The organism is Halobacteriovoraceae bacterium, from assembly GCA_020635115.1.
Classification (GTDB): Bacteria; Bdellovibrionota; Bacteriovoracia; order Bacteriovoracales; family Bacteriovoracaceae; genus JACKAK01.
Genome location: JACKAK010000009.1, coordinates 104,457 through 127,880, shown reverse-complemented (window position 1 = coordinate 127,880; position 23,424 = coordinate 104,457). Strand labels below are relative to the sequence as shown.

Genomic DNA, 23,424 nt, shown 5'->3' with positions numbered 1-23,424 from the left:
GACTATTGGCACTTCTTTCTTTGAAAATAGACGATATGATTTGTTTGTCTTTATTTTCAATTCTTTACTTGCTGCTTTCTTCAAATATTTTGGCGCAAGATACCGATATCGATAAAACATTATCTCGAAAAGAAATTGAAATGAAATCTGATAGTGGACAATTTATTCAACAAACCTCCTCACAGACCTTTAATCCCTATTCTAAAACAATTAGACTCAAAGATGTTTTGGAAGAAGGATTAAGAGAGAGTTACGACCAAAAAATTCGTGACTGGCAAGAACGTAAGCTCGATTTAAATTGGAGAGATACGTATCTCAATTACTGGTATCCAAAGATAAGTCTCACCTTTAACACAAGTACTCATAGTGTTGGAACACTTAAACCTGGTGGAGGAGAAACGGATGATCGCTCGTCTATACCTAGTGGCTCTTTTGGTCTTGCAATAAGTGATTATACTGTTTTTAATTGGGGAAAAGATTATTTGAATTATCAAATGTCTCAATTAGAATTCTTACGTGATAAAAAAGAATACAATGAAGAAAGAAGATCTCTAAAACATGACTTATTTATAAGATATTTTGAACTCGATAAAATAAAACGAACTGAGGATCATTACAAACAAAAATTGAGACATGCAACGTATATGTATCGATTGATGAAGGAAAAAGTCACTGCTCGAAAAATTAATCGACGCTATTTTTATCAATCACGGACAGAGTATCTAAAAGCACAACGTTCTTATTATGAAGCGAAAATAGCTCGCATTCAGGCCGATGAAAGTATGGCCATATTATTGAAAGATGAAAACAATCCAAGTTATATCGTTATTGATGAGCTAGAGTTTACTAAAATTAGGCTCGCACTTTCTGAAGTTTTAGAACTAGCTAAAAATAATAATCCTGAAATCCTTGAGGCCACAAAGGATCTAAAAGTTGCAAGTAAAGGCCATGAACTTGCTTTAAAAGAAAATCTCCCTCTCCCCAAGTTTACTGTATCTCTTGGTGCTTTCAAGCACAGCTATAATGTTGGAAGTGTTGATTCCAGGTATGCAACATCAGATAGTTCCACATCGGGAACATCTAGTTTAATTAATGATATTGATATCGTCGCTACTTTAGATTCACAATGGACACTCTTTGGCGAAAATGGACTTTTAAATAAGAATCTTACAGAAAAAGCACTCATTGATAAAAAATTAGCAAAACATAAATTAGAATATGCTAATCATCGTGCGAAAACCTTATTACGTCAGATTTATAAAACCATTATCAATCTTCAAAACAGAGTTTTAATTCTAGAAGCACAAATTGCAAATGATGAAAAAAGTTTTAATCAACTTATTGATGAATTTAATGATGGAAAAGTTTCATTTCAAGATTATAGAGAAGCTTTGGACTTCTATATTGAATCTCTTATTGAATATGATGAGACTAAATTTGAACATTTCAAATATAAAATAATGCTTGCCAAAACAATAGGGATAGAGGATTTTCCAGGAGAGAATTTCGAAAATATGGCAAAATCCAAAAAGGGTTTAGATCTTAACAAATAAGTGAGGACTCATGATCCCTAGATATGAAATACCTGAAATCGCCCAAATCTGGGCAGATAAACATAAATTTGAAAAATATGTTGAAGTTGAGCTTGCAGTATTAAATTCCCTCGAAAAAAGAGGCATAATACCTCAAAACACTTATAAAACAATAAAAGAGAAGTGCATCATAAACCCAAGTCGAATTGATGAAATAGAACAAATAACGCGACATGATGTTATAGCTTTTTGCACCTCAATTACAGAAAACCTTGACCCGAAAGTAAGTAAATATTTTCATTTTGGAGTCACCTCCTCTGATATCATTGATACGGCCTTAACTTTACAATTGAAAGACTCAATTGCTTTTTACAAACCCCTGCTTAATAATCTCATCATCTCATTACAAAAACTTGCAATTGAACATAAAAACACTCTGTGTATGGGAAGATCTCATGGAATGAATGCAGAGCCTATGAGTTTTGGACAAAAATGGCTTGGATTTGCACTTGAATTGGCCAGACGTTACAAGGATCTTTGTGAATTTGAAAATAATGAACTGACTTGTCAAATTTCAGGAGCGGTAGGAAATTACACAATTCTATCCACTGATATCGAGGCCGACGTTGCCTGTGAGTTGGGACTAAAAGTTGAAGAAGTCTCTACTCAAGTCATTCCAAGAGACCGGATTGCAAAACTCATAAACATAAACTCACTCATCGCTGACGCCATAGAGAGAACCGCCCTTGAAATCAGACATCTCCATCACTCTGATATCGCTGAACTTCATGAAGGTTTTGCAAAAGGACAGAAAGGTTCTTCAACTATGCCCCATAAGAAAAATCCAATTTCTGGAGAAAACCTTTCAGGACTGGCACGAGTACTCAGATCACATCTTATTGTTGCCCATGAAAACACCTTACTTTGGCACGAAAGAGATATTTCACATTCATCTGCTGAAAGGATGATTTTACCTGATAATTTTGGATTAATTTCATATGCACTTAAACGCATGACAAATACAATTAACAATCTTGTTATCCATAAAGAATTCATAGAAAAAAAAGTAGAAAATAATTTTACATATCTATCAAGTTTTTACTTACATCAATTGATTTTACAGTCTGATTTAACCAGAGAAAAACTATACGAACTTACTCAACAAGCTGCATTCAAGGGACATGAACAAAATTCTAGAGATGTTTTTTATGATACTTTAATTCAGCTTATGTCTGATTGTGGAATAAAAATCAACCTACCTAGACCAGATTTTTCTGAAATAAAAAATATATATTTGAAAAATATTGATGATGTTTTTAAGCGCTCAGATAATTTTATAAGAAATCTTTAAAGCACTGATTGCCTTTTAAAATTTCCACGACTTCTTTCACTCTTTGAGATTTATCTTTTGGTAAGACAAGTACGTTTTTTTCATTTGAGACAATGATCAAGTTATTGATATCAACCAGTGAAACTAATTTTCCAGGTGCATAGATAATATTTCCCTGAGAATTGAGCGCAATTACATCTTTTGAGCTGGCATTAATGTTACCACCAGTCTTTTCAATCACTGATTCAAGTGCATCCCAAGATCCAAGATCATTCCAATCAAAATCTGCTTCTATTATTGAAACTTGTTGAGACTTTTCCATGATGGCATAGTCAATTGAGTCTTTTGGAATTTTATTGTAGATTTCTGCGAGATGACTTTTAGTTTTTAATGCATTCTTTAGATCAGTAAAATAGCGAAAAATTTCTGGAGCATGACGTTCAAATTCAGCAAGTAAAGTCCCTAGTTTTGACACAAACATACCAGCATTCCAATAATACTCTCCAGAAGAAACATATTCTTTGGCCGTCTCAAGATTTGGTTTTTCAACGAATTTTTCAACTTTAGCGACTTTATTTTTGTCATGAGAATCTTTTTTAATGTAGCCATAACCCGTATGTGGAAAGTTTGGCCTAATTCCTATGGTCACAATTTCACTGTTTATATTTGCATGATCAATTGCCAATTTTAGTGTTTCTTGAAATCCTTTTTTGTTCAAAATAACATGATCAGCAGGGACAATGGCAACGATGTCATTGTCCTGAGCACCACTTGTAAGTAATTGAGCAATCCCTAAAAGTATACAGGGGGCAGTATTTCTGCCACTCGGTTCAATTATTAAATTTTGAGAATTAAATATTTGTCCTGAATTTTCTAAAACGAGTTTAATCTGTTGCTCTACTGTTATGATAAAACGTTTATCAACTTCAACCAATCCTTCAAAGCGCTCAAGTGTTTGTTCAAGGAGAGACTTTTCTCCAATTAGTTTTAAATATTGTTTAGGTTTCGAGTTGACTGATTCAGGCCAAAACCTTGTCCCTTGTCCTCCGGCCATAACTGCTATATATGTACTCATTTATTCTCCGTTTTTACGATTCGCCAAAATATATCTTATACTAACACAATAGTCTATTTTCCAAACTAAGAAGTCCAAACAACTGATGGTGGTATTAGTTTATTTCGCTCTTATGTAGATTTTTTTAGATTTGGATTCTAATGAATTTTCTCTTTGGAAATTTTTTTTAAAGTTCACCATCATTAAATTCCAATTCTTTTCGTTTCAATCCAAAAAACAAATAAACCAAAACTATCCCAATATGAAAAATTATCCAAACAATTAAGTGAATTGGATAGTTTTACAATATAAGAGTTCGAAACTTAAAAACATTGAAAAAATGTCGTCATTGCTCATTCTATGCATATTTGACAAATCTATGTGGCACCTCAGCTTTAAGCATATTTCAATATTTTCAACAGGTTATATTAATATTCTTGGATATTTAGAAAAAAGTATAAAATAATAAAATGAATAGATTCCTGCTACTGATTACAATTTTAATAATTAATAGCTGCGGCATAGGCAGTATGAAGGTTAACTATAAAAATTTCTCAGATAAATTTAACGAGCAACCTTCATTGACTCAAATTGTCCAAAGTAGTTTAGCAACTACTCTAGGTGGAGAAGTTTTGGATATATTTGTCAAAAATGATTATGCATATGTGACGCATGGATCAGGTGGTTTATCTGTATTTGATGTTTCAGGTTCTGAATTTATACAAGTTTATCATCAACCCATTGACCATGATGTTCTAAGCCAAATTGAAGAGAAAGATGGATACCTCTTCATCTCATCACCTGGAAGTCATATTGCTATTTATTCAATACTTAATGATCCAAAAATTCCGGAATATATTACGAAAATAAATATTAATATTACAAGCTATAGGCCAATTTCAATTTCAGGGAATACTCTTTTTGCCCTAACAACAAATAGTTTAAGTTCTTATAATATTTCTGAAGCAATAGATCCGACATATATTGGCAATCTCATTTTTACTTCATCACATCGTTCCGTGATTGCAAGCGGAGGATATGCTTATGTCTCAAGTTCCGCAAATGGACTTGATATTATTGACGTACAAAACCCTTCATCCATGTCCTACAGTGGAAATTATACTCCAATAGCAATAGGAAATTTGACTTATATAGCAATCAGTGGTGATAAGTTATTTCTTGGATTAAATCCAATTGAAGTTGTAGACGTTGCAAATCCACTATCTCCTACATTTGTTAAAAATCTTGGAAGTAATTATGCTACTTCATTGGATGTCTATGGAGACTATTTGTATGCTTATATTTATGGACAAGGTATGAAATCTTTTCAAATTAGCAATGATACGAATAATTCCTCTTTTGAAATTTCAGATGTTAATAATGCGGCCCCCTTAAGAGTATTTGGAAGTGGAAACAAAATATTTTCTGCACATGGAAACAAGGGGATTTACATGTTAGATTTAGGGAGTGATCCTTTAACCCCTACAAAAGAAGACAGATTTCCCTCTCTAGATATTCCTGATAATTTTCACATTAAAGATAATCGATACTTAATTTTTACTGATGAAAACTTTGGAGTGGTAGTTATTGACCAAATAGATCCACAAAAACCAAAGATCATTACCAAAATTGAACTTCCTGTTTTCGTAAGGGATGCAAAAATTGTAGGAAATAACTACATTGTCATGTCCGATCAATATCTTTACAAAATCAATATTTCAAATATAGAACATATTGTTTCAACAAATATATATGATCTAGGGAGCAGAATTCACAAATCAATTAATATATTTGGAAATTATCTCTATCTTTTGAGTACAAACAATGGTTTAGAAATTTTAGATATCACTAATATAGACTCACCTATCCCCAAAGGTTCTTACAATACAATAGGTACAACAGAAGCAATTTATGTATATCAAAATATAGCTTTTATAGCAGATGGGTCAAATGGAATTGATGTATTAGATGTTTCAGATAAAGATAATATTTTACATCTAACAAATTTTCCAAGTAGTGGTTCTATTAATAAAATGTTTGGTGACGGAAGTTACTTATATGCAGTTAATAGTTATTCTTCTATAGAAATTTATGATCTGAATTCACCTTCTTATGCACAATTTATTGGATCCTATCCCTATGATGATGACATATATTCCCTATTTGTTGATGGAGATTATCTTTACTTCGGAACAGACTGGAATGGATTACATATTGTGAATGTCTCAACCAAAAGTTCGCCAGTCTTAAAAACGATATATTATTCCTATGAATCCGTTTATTATGACCTATATGTTGATTCTTCAAATAAAAAACTATATGCGCAAGATTCATCAGGATATGTCATTATCGATGTTGTAGATTTAGATAATATTTCTAGTTCTGATAATTATGAAGCCCTCTAAAGAGTACTAATTGTATATTTCGAGCCCGTAAAGAGACTTTTTTTGTCAACAATAAATTTCTTAGCTTCATTGATTGATTCAAAAGCTCCCAGAGAAACTCTAAACCAAGTTCCTTTTCCTTCAAGCTCTACTTCATTAATAATCGGAGAATAACCTAACATCTTATACGATTGAGCAAATTCTTCAGCATCTGAATAGCTCTTATATGAGGCAAGCTGAATTGTATATTTACCACTTAATTCTTTATTTTCTTTTTCCTGATTATCAACTGGACTTTGTTGATTTACATCTGAATTATTTTTGAATTTTTCAAGTGCATCTGTTACTGATGGAGTTTCAACCTCAATTTCCTCTTTCATATTATTAACTTGTGGAACTTCTTTTTCTAATCTACCCTCTCCAACTTTTTTCATCTCCTCGATTAATTTATGTTCCAATTGTGACCCAATATCGGCAGATTTCTGGATTTTTTGTTTTTCATCCTCAAGAACTTTTTCAACCCTCTCTTCTTCCTTGGATTTCATCTCTATAGTCATTCTATCTTGCTGAGTGAGCCCTGCTTGAGCGTAAGGTATTTTTTTACCAACTCTCACCCCAAACACAAATGAAGTGATTGCAATCATGATCATAAATAGAAAGATCAAGATAACTTCTACACGATCAAAAATAAATAATTTAGTTTTTTCATTCATATTAAAAATTCTAATCAGTAGTGAAATTTCTTGCAATAGGCTTTTTTTGCAATAATACCAGTAGCTTAGATTTAGTACCAAATTTCAATTATAAAATAACCACATACTTTACTTCGTTATTGGAATAAAAAATGCCATAACACCTCCAACACTAACGAAATGGGGATATCTATATGAAAAAATTGATAAAAAATTCAAGAGGTCAAGGAGTTATGGAGTATGTCATTCTTTCATCTCTGATAGGCATTTTTTGCCTATTCGCGGTTAAACAATATGGCGGAACGATCAAAAAGAAAATCGAACTGATGGAAAAAAAAATAGATAAGCAGATCCGAATTTGGTAATGATCCAGTCGGTTTTATCCTTCACCCTCTTTATGACTTTTTTTACTTTAGCTCATAAACCAGTCATAAAAACATTTTGCGGTATACAATTCGATCAAAAATGGATTTATGAAATGTCCTCTGTAATGCTTAAAGGTAAAGAGATTAAACGTTTTTCAATTTGTTCAAATAATTATGAATACTCCTTTAACAATATTTTTACATTGAAAAATAACATTGAACTTAAAGTTAATCACAAGAAAAAAATTTTATATCTTGAGGAATATAATCTTGAAGAAGAATATTCACAATAAGGGTTTCAGTACAATTTCTTATATATTAATGATTAATATTATCTTTTTACTAAGTGTACTCTGTTTAGGTATTTCGAAAAAAACACTTCTCGCTACTCGTGCTCAATATAAATTTCTACTTTGTGTTAAGTATAAAACTAAAGAATATAAGACCTATATTCACGATATTAATATTTCGAGTGATTCTTTAAAATTAGTAAAACTTGGTTTATTATCTCCACAAACTGCAACGATGACGACAAATCTCATCATAGCAATTCAAAATTTTCAAGATGCCAGACATATATTATTTTTGACAAATATCGGCTTACATAAATATTGCTCTCCACATTCAGATATTTTTGACTTAAAAAACATTCCATTCAAAGGAAGTTTAGCTCAACTTTTTCGCGATTTAGAAGGTTTACCTATAACGAACAGTTCGTTTAGATCGATTTATTTTAAATCTAGAGTGACTAATGAAAAAGTTACAGTTGAATTTAATACAAGTACAGGAGATGTATCATCAGACGTAAAGGAAATCACAATAGAGGGTATGCAATGATTGAGGCGGTATTTGCAACTTGCTTTCTCATTTATGTGATAGTTTTCCTATACAACAATCTCCTAAAACACTCTCAAATGAGACAAAAGCTACGTATGGAGTTCAATCAACAATGGAAGAAAATCTAAGTCAAGAAAACCGTTTTTTGGTTAAGGAATCAAAATTAGATAAAATTATGATGGTAAAATTTTTTATTGCTCTTCTTTTAACAAATTCGATTACTTATTTAATAGCTTTTCCACCTGCAGAGAGTAATAAAATCATTCCCGAGGGATTTAAACATATAGCACTAAAAATAAAGAACTATACAAAACTTACTGAGCAAGGAAGTGAAGTGATACTTACAGATAGAGATTTCAATATCATTTCAAAAAGGGCCGTTATCCTTGAAAAAATAAATGATGAATCAAACAAGGATGAAACTATTTTTATGGTTCAAATTAGTGATAAACATTTGATAGATGCTATTAGTAAAGAAAAAGACGGCCTACTGGCATTTCCCGTAACACGTACAGATCTCATTAAAAAAATCAAAAAACCTAAGAGGAAAATTAATTATGAAATACATCTTTAAGTGCTTGTTAATCTCAATGTGTTTTGGAGCTAAAGCTGAGATTATTGAGCTGCAAATGAATTCGAAAATGGCAAAAACGATTGGATCTATTCTTATAAAAGAATATGGCCTAAAAGCTTCTGACTTTCTTTTTAATAAGGAACAACTAAAATGTGAAAAACCAAAAAGGGCACTTATCAAGTTATGTTCGAAAAAAGGGGAAATCATTCGACAAAAAGCAACTGCAAGACTTGCAGAAGATTTAAATCAATTTTTTAATGAAATGAGGTCCATTTGAAAACTACTCAAATAAAAAAAGAGCAACTCAAGGTTGCTCAAGCAAGAAAAAATATCTACTATTTAAACTTTGCTAATTATTTTTGGTGGATTGCGAACTTGGGAGTTGTCCCTTTATTTTTATTCGCGGCCTTTCTTTTTTGCCCGGCCTTTTTCTTTTTACTTACTCTTCTATTTCTTGTCACTTTTGTTCTAGATACCATAATTCAACCCCTATTTGGACTAAGAAAACCATTCAATCTACGTATAAGACAATATCTTCTACCGGGTCTGCTATTACTTGTCAATTTCAATTCCTCTATGGCCTTGGAAAAGGATTCAAATGTGGAGGATTTAAGAGCGATAGACTACTCTAGGCGAATCATAACGCGCATAGGTGAAACAAAAATACTAAAATTACCAAACCTCCAAAATTTTTCTGTCTCACAACCTGATATCGCTAATGGGAAATACATACCAAATAAAAAAATCTTAGTACTTAAAGGTGTTAAATTAGGAATATCTCAAATCTTAGTCTGGAATCCAACTCTTACAACCTATGACTTGGTCGTAATACCCAAGAAAAAATTTGATGATTACACATTAGTCTCTCAACAAATGTCTGAATTAAATTTAAATACTGTTTATTTAAATCAAAAAATTTCTGTAAGTGGACTCATAGACAATGAGGATGTCTACAAAAAAGTTATTACTTTATCTCAAGAACACTCTTTTTCCATGGACAAACTAACCCTTGCAAAAAATTTGGCGGACGAAAAAAAACTTCAACTCATAAGACATTTGTTTGATCATCAACATTTAAATTATTCATGTCGTTTGAAGAAAATCGTATTTGAATGTTATTACCCCAAAAATGACCCCCCTCGCATAGAAGAAAAAAATGAATTGAATGAATTATATTTCATAAAATTTATAAAAATAGATAAATCGAAAAGTGAAAAAAAGAATTACATTCTCTTTGTGAAGTATCTTGAGTTTGATAATGTCGATGAGCAAAATTTTGATATTGGACTTAATAGTATAATTCTTACTTATGAAGAAATACTACATGAAAGTTTTAACCAGATTTTGGCCAAAAGAAATATCTTTATCGATGAATCCACTGTTAAGATCTCTAAAGAACATACACAACGTTTGCAAATTCTATTAGACAAGGATTCTTCTTTTTCACTTGGGCAAGATAACGAGTATAAGAGTTTCAAAGAAAATGGACAGATTTCTTCAAATTGGAAATTCTCTGGTCTAAAGATGAATTTCAAATTAAAAAAAGAGGAGGAACAATACAAATTGATATATTCTACACAGTCCACACATAAAAACGAATCTGAATCTATTTCAGGAGCAAAAGGCAAATCAGAAATATTTATCTCTCCAAAGAAACCTATTTTACTTTTTGATTTAAATCACACTTCTCTAATTAAAACTAAAATTTTTATTCCAGTTCTCGGAAATATTCCCTATCTGGGTAATTTATTCTCATATCAAAATGACCACCAAGTTATAAAGCGTTTTGTCGTTTATGCAACCCTTGAAGAGATGTTTTTATGAAATACGAGAAAATATATAGTTGTAATGAAGATTATTTGACATCAAAAACATTAGAGTGTTTAGATGTCTTTCTTAAAAAAGAAAATCTACCTCAAACAGAAGAGTTTTTGGTACACTTCGAATTTCTCTATTCTATATTACTTGATCAAAGATCAAAAGAATTTATTGCGATTTTTTTAGAAAATCTTTTGAATTTAAATGATCTCATTTTACTATTAGATCAAGAATTTGATGAAATTATTATTCATTCTGAAAATCAAATTCAGAAAATTCCAAGCTCTCCAAATTATGTTAAAATAAACTATCTGCCGTACCTTCTTGAAATCTTAGTCATCCGAGAAAAACAGGAATGGAATGCCAAACACGTTTTTGTGTCATTTCAAAGTACAATAAATTCACAAAAATACAGAATTTCACTAATACATCCTTCAATAAATAATGGAAATCCTAAAGCATTTTTTAGAAAGAACAGAACTGAACAAATTGGAATTGAACAATTTAATTTTTCTTCTGAGCAATTAGAATTTCTCAAAGGAATCATTCAAAAAAAAATGAATATCTTAATAACAGGAATGACTTCAAGTGGAAAAACAACATTGCTTAATTGTCTTACAAATTATTTTAATAATGATGAACATATTATTTGCATCGAAGATACGAGAGAAATTCAAATCGATTCTAACTATGTTACTTATTTGCTCTCTGATGAAAATAATAACCAACAACAACTGCTTTCGTATTCCCTAAGAATGTCTCCTTCACGTACGCTAATTGGTGAAATCAGAGGAAGTGAAGTTGATGGACTTATCACAAATCTAAATACTGGACAAAAAGGAGTTATCTCTACTCTCCATGCTAACAGTGCTGTGGATTCTATAAATAGATTAATAAATCTGTATGCATTTTACTCTTCGCGTCCTTTTATCCATTACGATGCCCTAAAACAGACTCTTGTTTCTCAAATTGATATTGTTATCCATATGGAAAATAAAAGAATCCTAGAAGTTATTCTTCTAAAAGGACTTGACCTTCATGGGCCTATCTATGAACATATAGAGGTCTTTAAGAATAGGAGTCTATTAAATGAAAAAAATAATCATCCTCATGGCCATGATAATCGCCAGTTGTTCCGTCTCAAAAACTAAATTAACAGCGGGAAAAAATGTTAAGGTCATGCCAACTAAAAAAAGTAATTGTGAAGTTGTCACAAAAGTTATTGGGATCAATGATAATGGGAGTTTAGATTTGGCCAAAAATCACGCCCGAAATCTAGCAGGTGATCAGGGTGCAAATGCAATTACATTTGATGAAGAATTTCGAAACGGGAAGGAATGGAAAGTACATTCAACTGCTTATCTCTGTGAATAGTTCATTCTATTTACAATAAATCACTTTTCATATTTGAATTAATCAAGGTATTTTTTTCAAAGCTCTTGTTTTTATCAGCTTTTGAATGTTTATTGTTCAAATGACTAATAATTTAACTGGAGCAATAAAATGGAAATGCCTAAATCTTTAAATATAACAATTATTCTTTTTAAAATTATGTCTTATTTTTACTCTATATTTTCAATTCTCATTATCGTATTTGGAATTTTTTCAAACAATGGCCACAATTTTAACGCATTTAATTTGATTACATTTATCGTTCTTGGAATATTCCTTTTTGCTTTTGCCATACTTTACTCAAAAGTATCACTTGCCCTAAAAGAAGGTAAATATTGGGCCTGGATAACAGGAATCATATTATCTGGATTAATGTTACCTAGCTTACTTATAGTTATCGGAATCCCTTGTTTGATTGGACTACTCGATAAAAATTCAAAAAAATATTGTGAACAAGAAGAATTACCTAAACAGGTCTTAAACGTTTAAGCTTTCCTGTCTACAAAAGAACTCCCCAACTGGTTTTCTTTGGAAAATATGAAGATGATTATAAATTACAATTAGTAGACTTAAGACAAGTTTAAAAATTAATAGCATGGACTGATATTGATTATAATGTGAAACTAATTTGGAGATCATCACATACACATTCAATAGGTCCAGATGATGTAATTTCTTGTCATCCCATTGGAATCTAAAAAAATTGAATCTCTTATATTATGACATTTAATTTTTTATGCATAAAATTCTATAGACTTTATCTCTATAAACCAGAGAGGTACTTAGTTCACCCGAAACGAAAGTACCTCTGGTTATTACTCCTTCTAAATTTTTAGGATTATAAGAAAAATTCATTAGAAAATCGTCTTCTTCATATTCAGTTAATGATGCATAAAATTTCTCAGTATCAACTACTAGTTTGACCATATCAAGATTAGAAATTTGCTTCATTTCAAATACTTTAGATTCTGTGTGATCGCGGAAGAAAAGTCTCTCTGTAACAGAACACTTGATTTGAGAATAAACGCTATGAGATAAAACGATTAATATGAATACATAATTAAATTTATTTAACATACTTCACTCTGTAACAAAATTTGGTAAGTTCACAGCAAACTGCTCATAACCACCCACCGTTAGAACTGAAGGGTGCCTATAATTAAACAGTTTTCCGGTTGTAACATCATACGTTCCAACAAATTGTGAATCACTAATACCATATACATTTCCCGTTTCTTTAATCTTCCTTCTAAAATCATCTAAGAATCCAGATGTTGAATCAAGTTTTACTGCATTTGGAAAACTATCTATCGAATAATTTCCAACTTCTAAAAAATCTCGGACTGGTGTTTTATCAGAAAGGACAACTTCGGCATCAGCTTTTTGTCCATCTGTCCTCACCCCATTTTTAGTCAAAATATAATTCCAAATTTTTCTAGGTTTAGAGTAATCATTCACATATTTATCACTGGCAAATTCTTTGGCATACACCTTGAATACAAGTGTACCGACAGGGACAAAACTATTAATATAAGCGATAGTTTCATTATCTGTTCTTGAACAACCATGACTTCTCGGAGAAGCAAATATATTTGCTAACATTTCTTTTGTTTCAAAAATATATTTTCGTTTCTCCTCTCCCCAACCTATTGTGCCATGAATCCATTGTGAACTGGCCCTAGGTGCTACTTTAGCTGTAAACCAACCAAACGCTCCTCTCATACTGGCCCCATCTGTATATTTATCACTAAACCAAGCTCTCCAACCAAGACCTGGAAGTGGTGGTAGTATTTCATTCATATCTGGATCATACCAACTAGGGTATCTCCCCAGGTTATCCCTGTAGAATTTGTGCCAACTTACAATTTTAAATGTTCCTAAAATCGATCTTGAAGTTTTGTCATCTTCTCCGACTGCAAGCTCTGATTCTAAAATTATCCGGTGAGGGCCACCGTTGAAATTTCTTTCATATAATCTAATTCTTTCAGTTGCAATATTTTGTATAATAAAATATTTGTTTGAATCTTCTGAAAATTTCACTGGTGCTGTAGATGGAGTTTTTTCCAAATATCTAAAACTTACAAAACCAATTTCTGAAATATTCGATTTTGAGATTACTTCTACTTCAACAAAATTTTCAGCTAAATTCAAGTTTAAGTTTCTCACCTTTACTTTTTCATTTCTTGAAAGAACTCGAATAATGTTCTCATCATCTTCAGTTGAGTCAGTAGATCTTAGTCTCAGCCCATCTGCATGGACATAATAAACTTCACCAACTTTTACCTCTTCTGCGTTTTCTAAAGAGGAAACGTAAAATGGGTTAAAATCATTATCAGTGTGTTTATTGAAGTTCTGTCTAGAATCACCGCAGGATACAAACAATCCGGCCATAAGAAAGAATAGACCATAATGCATTACACGCTCCCTGTTTCAGCATTTGCTGAATATGAAAACATGAATGCATTAAAGCGACAAAATGAATCAAATAAAAAAACCTTACTTCTTTAATCTCTCTTAAGTTTTTTATAAGACATTCTATGAGGTTCTAGGGCCTTCTCACCAAGTCTTCGGCGTTTGTCATCCTCATAATCAGAGAAATTTCCTTCAAACCAAACAACTTGTGAATCACCTTCAAAAGCAAGAATATGAGTTGCTAATCGATCTATGAAGTACCTATCGTGCGATATTACAACTGCGCAACCTGGATATTCCATTAAGGCCTCTTCTAATGCTCTTAGAGTGTTTACATCCAAATCGTTTGTAGGCTCATCCAACAAAAGTACGTTTCCACCACTTTTTAACATATTGGCCAAATGGACTCGATTTCTCTCTCCACCAGAAAGTAAGCTTACTTTCTTCCCATGTTGATCACCTGAAAAGTTAAATTTTGAAATATATGCTCTTGCATTAATTTGCTTATCACCGACGTCAATGAATTCATTTTCTCCAGCTATAACTTCAAGTACAGTTTGCTCTGGATCCATTTCTCTAGACTGATCAACGTAGGCGAGTTTTACTGTATCTCCAACACTAAATTCACCTGAATCTGGTTTTTCTTGTCCAGTGATCATTTTGAATAAAGTTGTTTTCCCTGCTCCGTTTGGCCCAATAATCCCTACGATACCCCCTGGAGGTAGTTTGAAGCTAAGATTTTCATAAAGTAACTTGTCACCAAATGCTTTTGAAACATTTTTAGCTTCAATTACATTATTTCCAAGCCTTGGGCCTGAAGGAATTGGTATTTCAGAAGTTTCATTACGATTTTCTTTGCTCTGTTTTAGTCTTTGTTCATATTGAGTAATACGCGCTTTACTTTTTGCTTGTCTGGCCTTTGGATTTGAACGAATCCATTCAAGCTCTTCTTTTAATGATTTTTGTCTTTTTGACTCTTGTTTTTCTTCGACGGCCAGTCTCTTGGCCTTTTGATCTAACCAAGAAGAATAATTTCCTTCAAATGGGATTCCTTTTCCCCTGTCTAATTCTAAAATCCATCCAGCTACATTATCAAGAAAATATCTATCGTGTGTAACTGCTATAACTGTTCCCTTATATTGCTGTAAGTGCCTCTCGAGCCACCATACAGTTTCAGCATCAAGATGGTTAGTTGGTTCGTCTAATAATAAGATGTCCGGTTCTTGCAGCAGTAGTCTACACAATGCAACTCTTCTCTTTTCTCCTCCAGATAGAACTCCAACTTTTTGATCAGCTGGAGGACAACGTAGAGAATCCATAGCAAGATCAAGACGACTATCTATGTCCCAAGCGTTACAAGCATCAAGCTGGTCTTGTAATGTTGCTTGTTTTGAGAGTAATTTATTCATTTCATCATCACTCATAGGTTCAGCAAACTTTGCATTGAGTTCGTCAAACTCAGTTAAGAGATCCATAACTTCTTGAACACCTTCAGAAACTATTTCTCTTACAGTTTTTTCTCCATCTAATTTTGGTTCTTGCTCTAGAAAACCGACAGAGTATCCCTTTGATTTTGAAATTTCGCCAATATAGTTTTCATCCTGGCCGGCCATGATTCTAAGGAGTGAAGATTTACCAGCTCCATTTAGACCAAGGACACCTATTTTAGCTCCATAGAAAAAAGACAGAGAGATATCTTTGAGAACATGCTTTGTCCCATGAACCTTTCCACACTTATGCATAGAGTAAATTATTTGTTTATCATTCATTAATGCCTCGCGTTTGTAAAAATAGAATTGTTACTAAACTAATACGAAGCTTAGATTTCAGCAACTCCAATCTGACCAAAGAGCTGTAAAATGTTGAACAAATAAGAAGTAAAGAAAAAAACACATAAAACAAAGAATCTCAAGGCCTGAACTTTTTTATTGAGTTGATCTAATTTCTCTTCTTGAATCATATTCAGTTCTCGAGAAATTATTTTTAATTCGTGCTCATTACATTGCCCGACTTTCACATACTGGTGAATAACTTCTAAAAACTTTTCTGTAAGCAAGTCTTTATGTGTGTATAGATTTTTTAACGAACACATTTCGAGTTTATCTTGAATTGATAACGGTAGAGGTCTAAGGGAAAGAAATGAGTAAAAACTGGCCTTAAATTGTAAACTTTGATTCAATATTTTTTTGTCCATACTCCTCACTAATGTGTAATAGACAAAAATCCCAACCCCTTGCCAGAGAAGTGACAAGAAAAGAGGTCTTACTTCAATTTTTATATCCAGAATATGAATAGTCATGAGTATCACAATAAAAGAAAAAACTGAGATAATAAAAAATTGAATAAAGGAAGATCTGTGGATACTTTCTAATTTAGTTTGATTTTTGAGTTCAACGAGTAGTTTTTCTTTTAGTTCTTGCAAGATTTCGGTGATTTCAGCGCCAAGTTTAAATTTGGCCTGAATTAAAAATTCAAGTAAATTTGTATAAAAACTATACTGTGGTATTGGACGTTGTATTTGTAGTTGTATATTTTGCATTTCATAATATGAAATCATTTTCATAATTTCTCTAATTTTGTGAGTTTTTGAAAATTTTAAATATATATTTTTAATAGAAATAACAATGAATTTTATTTTATCTAGAACTTTATCTCCACTATTTAAGACGAAGGCACCAATCATGAAACTAATAAAAATGATAATCATAAATTTTAAAAACAAGATACCCTCAATACTAGAAATTGACATCCTGCTCTATTTATGCCAAATTTCACCCTCATGAGCGAGATTAAAGAAAGAGAAATTCATAAACGAAATAAAAGTCAGAAAATAAACCACGATTCGACGTATCTTGAAAGAATTTCAAAACTTTGTAATGAAATAGATCCCTATCAACCACTTTCAAATGAAGTACTAAGAGAACTAAACGATTTGGGAATCAAGGATACTCAGAACCCATTTAGTATTACTAATCAGCTTTTGCAGATACTTGATAAACTTCAACACAGAAATATTCAATGAAAACAGATTTAAGATACCAAGAAAATACACTCCTTCATCCGATGTCTTATAAAGCTTTAAAAAATGGACATTATTGGATAACTAAAGATAGTTTTAGTGATAAATTTGATAGAACTTGTGATCTCCTTTGGACAACTGATAAAAACAAAGCTCCCATGACTTTACTTCATGACCCTGAACATCCAAAAGTAAAAGCTAGATTATGGAAAAAAGGAGCACATCAAAGGCCTAGAGAATTAATTAGCGAACTCTTAAATCGACTAAAAGAATCTATCAATAGAAATTTACGTTTTTGTAGTTCAAGAGACAATGTGTATCTAGTGTTTGGTGAAAAAGACTTTTTGCCAGGATTGAATATTTTAAAACTGAAAGACCATATTTTAATCCAATCAAATTGTTTTTTTTGGAATAAACAAAGACCTCTCTTAGAGTTGAATATAAAAAAGGCCCTTAAGGAAAATAGAATTAAATTCTCAAAGATTCATTTTCAAATAAGAGAACATGAAAAACGTGAAAGTTTTTCGAGCAATGATCAACAAAAAACTGAATTCGTCATCAAAGAATTTGATATTTTTTATAAGGTTAAACTTTCACAATTTTACGATATAGGTATCTATACTGATATGGCCTCTATTAGAATGCAATTGGATCCATACTTGGAAAATTGCAGCAGTCTATTAAATCTTTATTCTTATACAGGCGCTTTTTCGTTGTATGCCTTGAAAAAAGGTGTCAAGGAAGTTGTATCTGTAGACTTGTCATCAAAATATATGAACTGGCTTGAAGATAATCTTGCACTTAATAAAGATCTTGAAGGTACACATACTTCAATCATTTTGGACACAAATAAGGCATTAGAGCTCTTAAAAAGCGAAAAGAAATCATTTGATTTTGTCGTTTGTGATCCTCCAAGTTTTTCTTCAAATGGAAAAAACTCTGCGCAGGCATTTAGGCAATACCCTGAGACTCTTTTGAAGGTTGGCGATATTCTCACAAAAAATGGGAAAGTCTTATGTGTCTTAAATACACATCATATACCTATGAAAAAGTTTAGAAATATGGTTGAGGAAACAAAAATTTTTAAAATCATAAAATCCTTAAAACCTTCTCAAGATTGTACTCCAGTTAAAAATATTTCTGAATCTCAGTATTTAAAAGTCCTTCTTATCGAAAAGGTACATAAATGAAACTGAGTTTTCTATTACCTGTCTTTATAGGAATCATTGGTATGCTCCAAGGTGGACTTAATAGACAAATCTCAAATTATGTAGGAGTTGCTCAGGCAACTCTAATTTCAAGTGTAGTAAGTACATTGTTTTGTTTTGTTTTTTTTGTGTATGTACAGAGAAATCCTCAATTTTTTCCCAGTTTTTTTCATATTAAATCCGGCATCTTTACTTATAAATGGTGGTTTGTCTTACCGGCCCTTTTTGGCTTTTTGATCGTTGCAGGGTTTCCCTATACCCTAGCAAAAGTTGGCGCAGTTAATCTAACTATTGGATTAATAGCTTCCCAAGCGATTGTCAGTGTTATTTGGGATATTTTTGTGGAAGGGATTCCCATAAATACGCCAAAAATTATTGGCATCTTACTATCCCTATCAGGTATCGCACTTACATCTCTATCCTCAAGATAATTTTTATCCCCTTTTTTACTTAAAAAGACCTCATAAAACACCGATAAATCTACTAAGGTAAAATATGGAAAAAGGTCTCACTTTTAAATCGATTTTAGAAACCATACCTTTTGGTGTGTTGGTTATTGATAACCATTCTAAGATTCATTTCACAAATGAAGAGTTTGATTTCAATTTCGGAAAAATATCCGGACAATTATATTTAGCTCATATAGGCCTATATAAACAAGATCAAACAGAAATAAATATTGAAGAGCTAAAAGAAAAAACGAGAACGTGGATTACTTTTCAATTTTTGGATAAAAACGGTGTTAAGCGATATGGACAACTCTATTCAATTAACCATAAATATGGCCTTATCATCCTTGTCAAAACTTCATTTAAAAAACAATTAGAACATCTCGAATCAGATCTTCTCAAAGAGCTTGTCGAAAATGCCAATGAACCGATGTTTATTATAGACATTAATGGGAGATTTATCGAATGGAACTCGGCAACAATAAGTCTATTTAAATACGATCTACTAGAACTGAAAAAGATTAATATGTTCAACCTCTTGCGAGACGAGCAACGAAATGAACTTGATGAACTTTTAATGATTGCTCAATCAGGACAATACATAAGTTCAGAATTTGAGATTATCACAAAGCAAGCGCAAGTTCTTTCAACTTCTTTTTCCATGAAAGGTATTCAAAATAATAAATACTTTGCAGTAGTTGTGACGGATCTTTCAGATATCAAATCTATGGAAGCTGAACTTACCCAAGAAAGAGAAAGATCAGCACACTCTTTAAAAATGGCAGCACTTGGAGAGATGGCCGGGGGTATCTCTCATGAAATTAAAAACCCATTATCAATCATTGCAGGATATTCCCAAAACCTTAGAAGAATTATTGAAAACAATAAAATAGAAGAAAATAAAGAGAAGTTTTTAGAAACCTTAGAGAGAATAGAATACACTGTTGAGAGAATTGAGAAAGTTGTCAATGCACTCAAAAGTTTTTCAAGAGAAGGAGTCGATGATCCATTTCAAAAAACACTTCTTTCTGAAATCATTCAAGAAACTATTGATTTTTCACAAGAGAAACTTAAAGTTCATGGCGTGGAAATTGAATACAAAATTGAACCTGAATCGATCACTCTAGATTGCCGCCCTGTTCAAGTCTCTCAAGTTATATTAAACTTAGTAAATAATGCTGTTGATGCTATTGAGTACATTGAAGACAAATGGGTACGTGTAGAGGCCACGACTGATAATGAATACGTGACTGTCAAAGTCATTAACTCAGGGCCTAGAATTCCAGATGATATTGCAGAGAAAATATTCAATGCTTTCTTTACTACTAAAGTTAGAGGTAAGGGAACAGGTCTTGGTCTTAGTATTTCACAACAAATTGCAGAAGATCATAAGGGATCACTCTCAATTGATCTAACTCAAGAACACACTACATTTGTTTTTAAACTGAAATCTAATCTAATAGATGGAAAACTAAATGCTGCGTAAAAATAAATTTCGCTTAGAAAATGTAAAATACCTCTGTTATTCGATAATTTTACTTGCTCCAAAACTCTACTTTGAGTAAATAAGTTTTACTCTTATTCACGCGTATATTTGTTGGAGCTCCAAGATGTTAAAGCGAATTTTGCTAAGTCTATTAATCCCATTTTCACTTCTAGCGAACGAAAACAAGCAAGAAATCCAAATTATTAATCGTCACTTACCGGCATATAATGAAGTCTATTCGAATGCTCAATATAGAAAACCTTATCAAAATTTTGTTGATCGCAGTGGAATAGATATTAATAGAATTGATCCAATTTTTGCCCAAAAGCTGACAACATTTCCAATGAACGACAAAATAAAAATATATCCTGTCCCCTTGATTTTATCAAAGGCCGAATACAGTAAAATGATTCAGGCCACTCAACAAAGGGCCAGGGCATTGAGAGAGTTTTTTTATGATGTTATTATCGGAGAAGGTAAAATTTTTGGTCATTTAAATATGACAACTGATTTATATGAACCTCTTACTGAAGAGTTTGTAGAATCTCTTTTTAAGCAAATTTGGAATAGAAATTCACTGAAACGAATCCGCCATAAATGGAAAAATAAGAAAAAAGAAGATATTAATTTTCTCTATGGCCCTGATGCAATTCGTGCACCAAATGGTGAATGGGTTTTTATTGAAGATAATATAGGATATCTTGGTGGACTCATTGATGCTCAAAATATTGAAGAGTTTTATTTTAGGCACCATCCTAGTGGCCAAGTATCAGAACTTAGAAATCTTATGCTTAATAGAAATAGATTTCTAGAAGATGTCATTTCAGAGTTTGCGAGTAAAAAAGGTATTGATCTAAAAAACAATGCGGCTTCTTTATTCGCTAAAAAATGGCTCTCGGAAAAAATTGAAAGTGACGATATTCCAGGGTACGCTTATACCTTAAATAATTCATGGTTAACACAAGCTGACCATGAATATAATCGACTCGCAAATGTCTTTAGGAACTTAGAAATCCCCATTTGGCATGATTCTGACTCTCTCACAAGTGATAATGGAAAAATGGAACAACTTTCAGAAAACATCAAGTTTTTCTTTATGCGTTCAATATATAGCAAGTGGGATGATACATCAGTCTTTGAAAATTTATTTCGAAAAACTGAAGACTTAGCAATTCTCCCCGCTCCAGACACCGAAGTACTTTCAAACAAAGCTCTCATGCCTTATATGAATGAATTTATCAGTTTTTATCTTGGTGAAAAGCCAATTTTAAGACAAGCTGAAACAAAACTTTTTTATTCAACAAAACATTCTGTTGATCTGCATCAACAATTTATTGAAACGATAGATAAGTTAGATTCTGACAAAACACTAAATTATGTCGTAAAACATCCTGATGGATCACAAGGAAGTGATGTTACAATTTTAAATAAATTAAACAAAAAACAACTTCAAACCTTCTCAGATATTTTAGGATATCAGACATTTTTTTCTGATGTATTAGGAGAATCTGGATATGGCCCAACTTCAGTACTGCAAGAATATATTGAACCTTCATTTATTCCTGTTGACGGAAATAATGGTTGGCTCAATCTAGCTGTTGATATTAGACCTATAACAGTAGTACTTGGAGATCAAATAACAACGAGAGAACGACCTTGGGGAAGAGGATCTTTTAAACTTGGACATAATCTCAATAACGTTTCTCAAGGGGCCTTTGAAATTGTCGTATTGGTTGAAGATACTTGTCAATCTTATCTTATTTCTAAATAGTATTTGGGCCATAGAAGTTACATATGGCCCTGAGTTTGAGTTTAGACATAAAGGACAATTGAGCATTCATGCTTTCAATGCACTTTACAATCTTCCGCTCTATCTTCTTTATTATCCAATTCATCTAAAAAAACATCCTGGTCAAATTCTGAATTTTTCTCGGGCTTTTGATATTCAAAAAACCCAGGATTACATTAGTTATCTAAGAGATAACTATTGTGATGACACACAATGTACATTAGTTGAAGAAAATTATAGGCCACATTTATCTCCGAAGAGAAATACTTTTTTATTTGAATCTGGATTGCATTACTCAGTTGTTGCAGATTTTATGGCCACAGAAATATCTATGGGCAAGCTTACTTTAAATCAGATTCTTGATCATAAAATGGAAATTGACGAGTTTATTTTTAAACGAACAAAATCTTATGGACTCTCCCCTGTTAAAGGTTTAGAAATTTTCAGTACGTTTCAGATTAATATCGGCTTTGCTGATGTGTTTGAAAAAAATCCTCTTTTATTTCTAAATTTTCTGATTGATCTAGCAAATTTTTCATCTTTATCTAATGGAACATTGGGAAAAGACACCTATAATGCAAAAAATATTTATCATAGAGTAAACTCTCCTCGAAATTTAAAAATCATTGTAAACGATGCTCGTAAAGCTCTAGATGAGAATCAATTTCCTTCATCAATGGAAATTGCAAATGACTATTATAAATATATTCAAGGTTCTAATAGAGGTAAGGGTGATTCAGTTAATGTGTGGAGTATTATTGATCCAGATACTCCAATCTCTGAAAAAAGAATTGAGATCCGTTTTTTAAGAATGGTAAATTCTATGGAAAAATACATTTCTCTGATCAAAATTTTTCAGCAAAGAATTGAATCTTTGTCCAATGAATCTGATGTTCTTGAATTTTACAATATTGGACAGACTACAAATAAACTAGACCAAGTTGAAGATTTTTTAAGGTATGTGGGAGGTGATTTTTCTTTTTTGAGTATACTCCCTAAAAAATACGAGAAATATGTGAAAAAAATTGAATCTCTTCATTGCGAAAAATCATTTGAACAAAAAAAAGGCCCTCAAATTTGAGG

General features: G+C 32.0%; 24 protein-coding genes. 18 read left to right on the top strand and 6 right to left on the bottom strand.

Annotated features, from left to right (window positions below):
* Positions 1 to 35: 35 nt before the first annotated feature.
* Positions 36 to 1,553, top strand: a complete 1,518-nt coding sequence (locus tag H6622_14835) for a TolC family protein (protein ID MCB9062795.1) — start codon at positions 36 to 38, stop codon at positions 1,551 to 1,553.
* A gap of 10 nt (positions 1,554 to 1,563) precedes the next feature.
* Positions 1,564 to 2,883 carry an adenylosuccinate lyase gene (locus H6622_14830; GenBank protein MCB9062794.1) on the top strand — a complete coding sequence of 440 codons (1,320 nt, stop codon included), beginning with the start codon at positions 1,564 to 1,566 and terminating at the stop codon, positions 2,881 to 2,883.
* Here the strand turns inward: H6622_14830 and H6622_14825 are convergent.
* Positions 2,867 to 3,937, bottom strand: coding sequence for a mannose-1-phosphate guanylyltransferase (locus H6622_14825; GenBank protein MCB9062793.1), 1,071 nt, complete (start codon positions 3,935 to 3,937; stop codon positions 2,867 to 2,869). The genes H6622_14830 and H6622_14825 overlap by 17 nt on opposite strands.
* Before the next feature lie 449 nt (positions 3,938 to 4,386).
* Here H6622_14825 and H6622_14820 point away from each other — a divergent pair, with 449 nt between their 5' ends.
* The gene (locus H6622_14820; GenBank protein MCB9062792.1) at positions 4,387 to 6,321 is read left to right on the top strand and encodes a hypothetical protein; all 1,935 of its coding nucleotides are present in this window, start codon (positions 4,387 to 4,389) and stop codon (positions 6,319 to 6,321) included.
* Here the strand turns inward: H6622_14820 and H6622_14815 are convergent.
* Positions 6,318 to 7,013, bottom strand: a complete 696-nt coding sequence (locus H6622_14815; protein ID MCB9062791.1) for an SPOR domain-containing protein — start codon at positions 7,011 to 7,013, stop codon at positions 6,318 to 6,320. The two genes, H6622_14820 and H6622_14815, sit on opposite strands and share 4 nt — an antisense overlap.
* 173 nt (positions 7,014 to 7,186) lie before the next feature.
* Between H6622_14815 and H6622_14810 the strand changes: the two genes are divergently transcribed.
* The 9 genes from H6622_14810 to H6622_14770 all read left to right on the top strand — a co-directional run bounded on the left by H6622_14810 (position 7,187) and on the right by H6622_14770 (position 12,467).
* Positions 7,187 to 7,357, top strand: a complete 171-nt coding sequence (locus H6622_14810; GenBank protein ID MCB9062790.1) for a hypothetical protein — start codon at positions 7,187 to 7,189, stop codon at positions 7,355 to 7,357.
* Entirely contained in the window at positions 7,357 to 7,650 is a 294-nt protein-coding gene (locus tag H6622_14805) for a hypothetical protein (protein MCB9062789.1), read from the top strand. Before H6622_14810 ends, H6622_14805 begins: the two co-directional genes overlap by 1 nt.
* A complete protein-coding gene (locus H6622_14800) occupies positions 7,628 to 8,194 on the top strand; it encodes a hypothetical protein (protein ID MCB9062788.1) in 567 nt (188 codons plus the stop codon). Before H6622_14805 ends, H6622_14800 begins: the two co-directional genes overlap by 23 nt.
* 112 nt (positions 8,195 to 8,306) lie before the next feature.
* The gene (locus tag H6622_14795; protein ID MCB9062787.1) at positions 8,307 to 8,768 is read left to right on the top strand and encodes a hypothetical protein; all 462 of its coding nucleotides are present in this window, start codon (positions 8,307 to 8,309) and stop codon (positions 8,766 to 8,768) included.
* Positions 8,752 to 9,045, top strand: coding sequence for a hypothetical protein (locus tag H6622_14790; GenBank protein ID MCB9062786.1), 294 nt, complete (start codon positions 8,752 to 8,754; stop codon positions 9,043 to 9,045). Before H6622_14795 ends, H6622_14790 begins: the two co-directional genes overlap by 17 nt.
* A complete protein-coding gene (locus tag H6622_14785) occupies positions 9,042 to 10,592 on the top strand; it encodes a hypothetical protein (protein MCB9062785.1) in 1,551 nt (516 codons plus the stop codon). The genes H6622_14790 and H6622_14785 overlap by 4 nt, the downstream gene beginning before the upstream one ends.
* Complete coding sequence (tadA, locus tag H6622_14780; protein ID MCB9062784.1) at positions 10,589 to 11,737, top strand: Flp pilus assembly complex ATPase component TadA; 1,149 nt, start codon at positions 10,589 to 10,591, stop codon at positions 11,735 to 11,737. The genes H6622_14785 and tadA overlap by 4 nt, the downstream gene beginning before the upstream one ends.
* A complete protein-coding gene (locus H6622_14775) occupies positions 11,676 to 11,960 on the top strand; it encodes a hypothetical protein (protein ID MCB9062783.1) in 285 nt (94 codons plus the stop codon). Before tadA ends, H6622_14775 begins: the two co-directional genes overlap by 62 nt.
* Positions 11,961 to 12,089: 129 nt before the next feature.
* Complete coding sequence (locus H6622_14770; GenBank protein ID MCB9062782.1) at positions 12,090 to 12,467, top strand: hypothetical protein; 378 nt, start codon at positions 12,090 to 12,092, stop codon at positions 12,465 to 12,467.
* A 237-nt stretch (positions 12,468 to 12,704) separates the two neighbouring features.
* Here H6622_14770 and H6622_14765 read toward each other — a convergent pair whose 3' ends face one another.
* The 4 genes from H6622_14765 to H6622_14750 form a co-directional block, all read right to left on the bottom strand.
* Positions 12,705 to 12,929 (bottom strand): hypothetical protein, encoded by a 225-nt coding sequence (locus H6622_14765; GenBank protein ID MCB9062781.1) that lies wholly within the window; start codon positions 12,927 to 12,929, stop codon positions 12,705 to 12,707.
* 129 nt (positions 12,930 to 13,058) lie between these two features.
* Positions 13,059 to 14,393 (bottom strand): L,D-transpeptidase, encoded by a 1,335-nt coding sequence (locus H6622_14760; protein ID MCB9062780.1) that lies wholly within the window; start codon positions 14,391 to 14,393, stop codon positions 13,059 to 13,061.
* An 89-nt stretch (positions 14,394 to 14,482) separates the two neighbouring features.
* Positions 14,483 to 16,159, bottom strand: a complete 1,677-nt coding sequence (gene ettA / locus H6622_14755; GenBank protein MCB9062779.1) for an energy-dependent translational throttle protein EttA — start codon at positions 16,157 to 16,159, stop codon at positions 14,483 to 14,485.
* A gap of 50 nt (positions 16,160 to 16,209) precedes the next feature.
* On the bottom strand, positions 16,210 to 17,139 hold the full coding sequence (locus H6622_14750) for a hypothetical protein (GenBank protein MCB9062778.1): 930 nt from the start codon (positions 17,137 to 17,139) through the stop codon (positions 16,210 to 16,212).
* 30 nt (positions 17,140 to 17,169) lie between these two features.
* Here H6622_14750 and H6622_14745 point away from each other — a divergent pair, with 30 nt between their 5' ends.
* From H6622_14745 to H6622_14720, 6 genes are all read left to right on the top strand, one after another.
* On the top strand, positions 17,170 to 17,412 hold the full coding sequence (locus H6622_14745; GenBank protein ID MCB9062777.1) for a hypothetical protein: 243 nt from the start codon (positions 17,170 to 17,172) through the stop codon (positions 17,410 to 17,412).
* Complete coding sequence (locus H6622_14740) at positions 17,409 to 18,599, top strand: class I SAM-dependent methyltransferase (GenBank protein MCB9062776.1); 1,191 nt, start codon at positions 17,409 to 17,411, stop codon at positions 18,597 to 18,599. The genes H6622_14745 and H6622_14740 overlap by 4 nt, the downstream gene beginning before the upstream one ends.
* Positions 18,596 to 19,048 (top strand): DMT family transporter, encoded by a 453-nt coding sequence (locus H6622_14735; protein MCB9062775.1) that lies wholly within the window; start codon positions 18,596 to 18,598, stop codon positions 19,046 to 19,048. Before H6622_14740 ends, H6622_14735 begins: the two co-directional genes overlap by 4 nt.
* A 64-nt stretch (positions 19,049 to 19,112) precedes the next feature.
* Positions 19,113 to 20,552, top strand: a complete 1,440-nt coding sequence (locus H6622_14730; GenBank protein MCB9062774.1) for a PAS domain S-box protein — start codon at positions 19,113 to 19,115, stop codon at positions 20,550 to 20,552.
* Positions 20,553 to 20,676: 124 nt separating this feature from the next.
* A complete protein-coding gene (locus H6622_14725; protein MCB9062773.1) occupies positions 20,677 to 22,323 on the top strand; it encodes a circularly permuted type 2 ATP-grasp protein in 1,647 nt (548 codons plus the stop codon).
* Positions 22,274 to 23,422 (top strand): hypothetical protein, encoded by a 1,149-nt coding sequence (locus tag H6622_14720; protein ID MCB9062772.1) that lies wholly within the window; start codon positions 22,274 to 22,276, stop codon positions 23,420 to 23,422. The genes H6622_14725 and H6622_14720 overlap by 50 nt, the downstream gene beginning before the upstream one ends.
* The last annotated feature ends 2 nt before the right edge of the window (positions 23,423 to 23,424 follow it).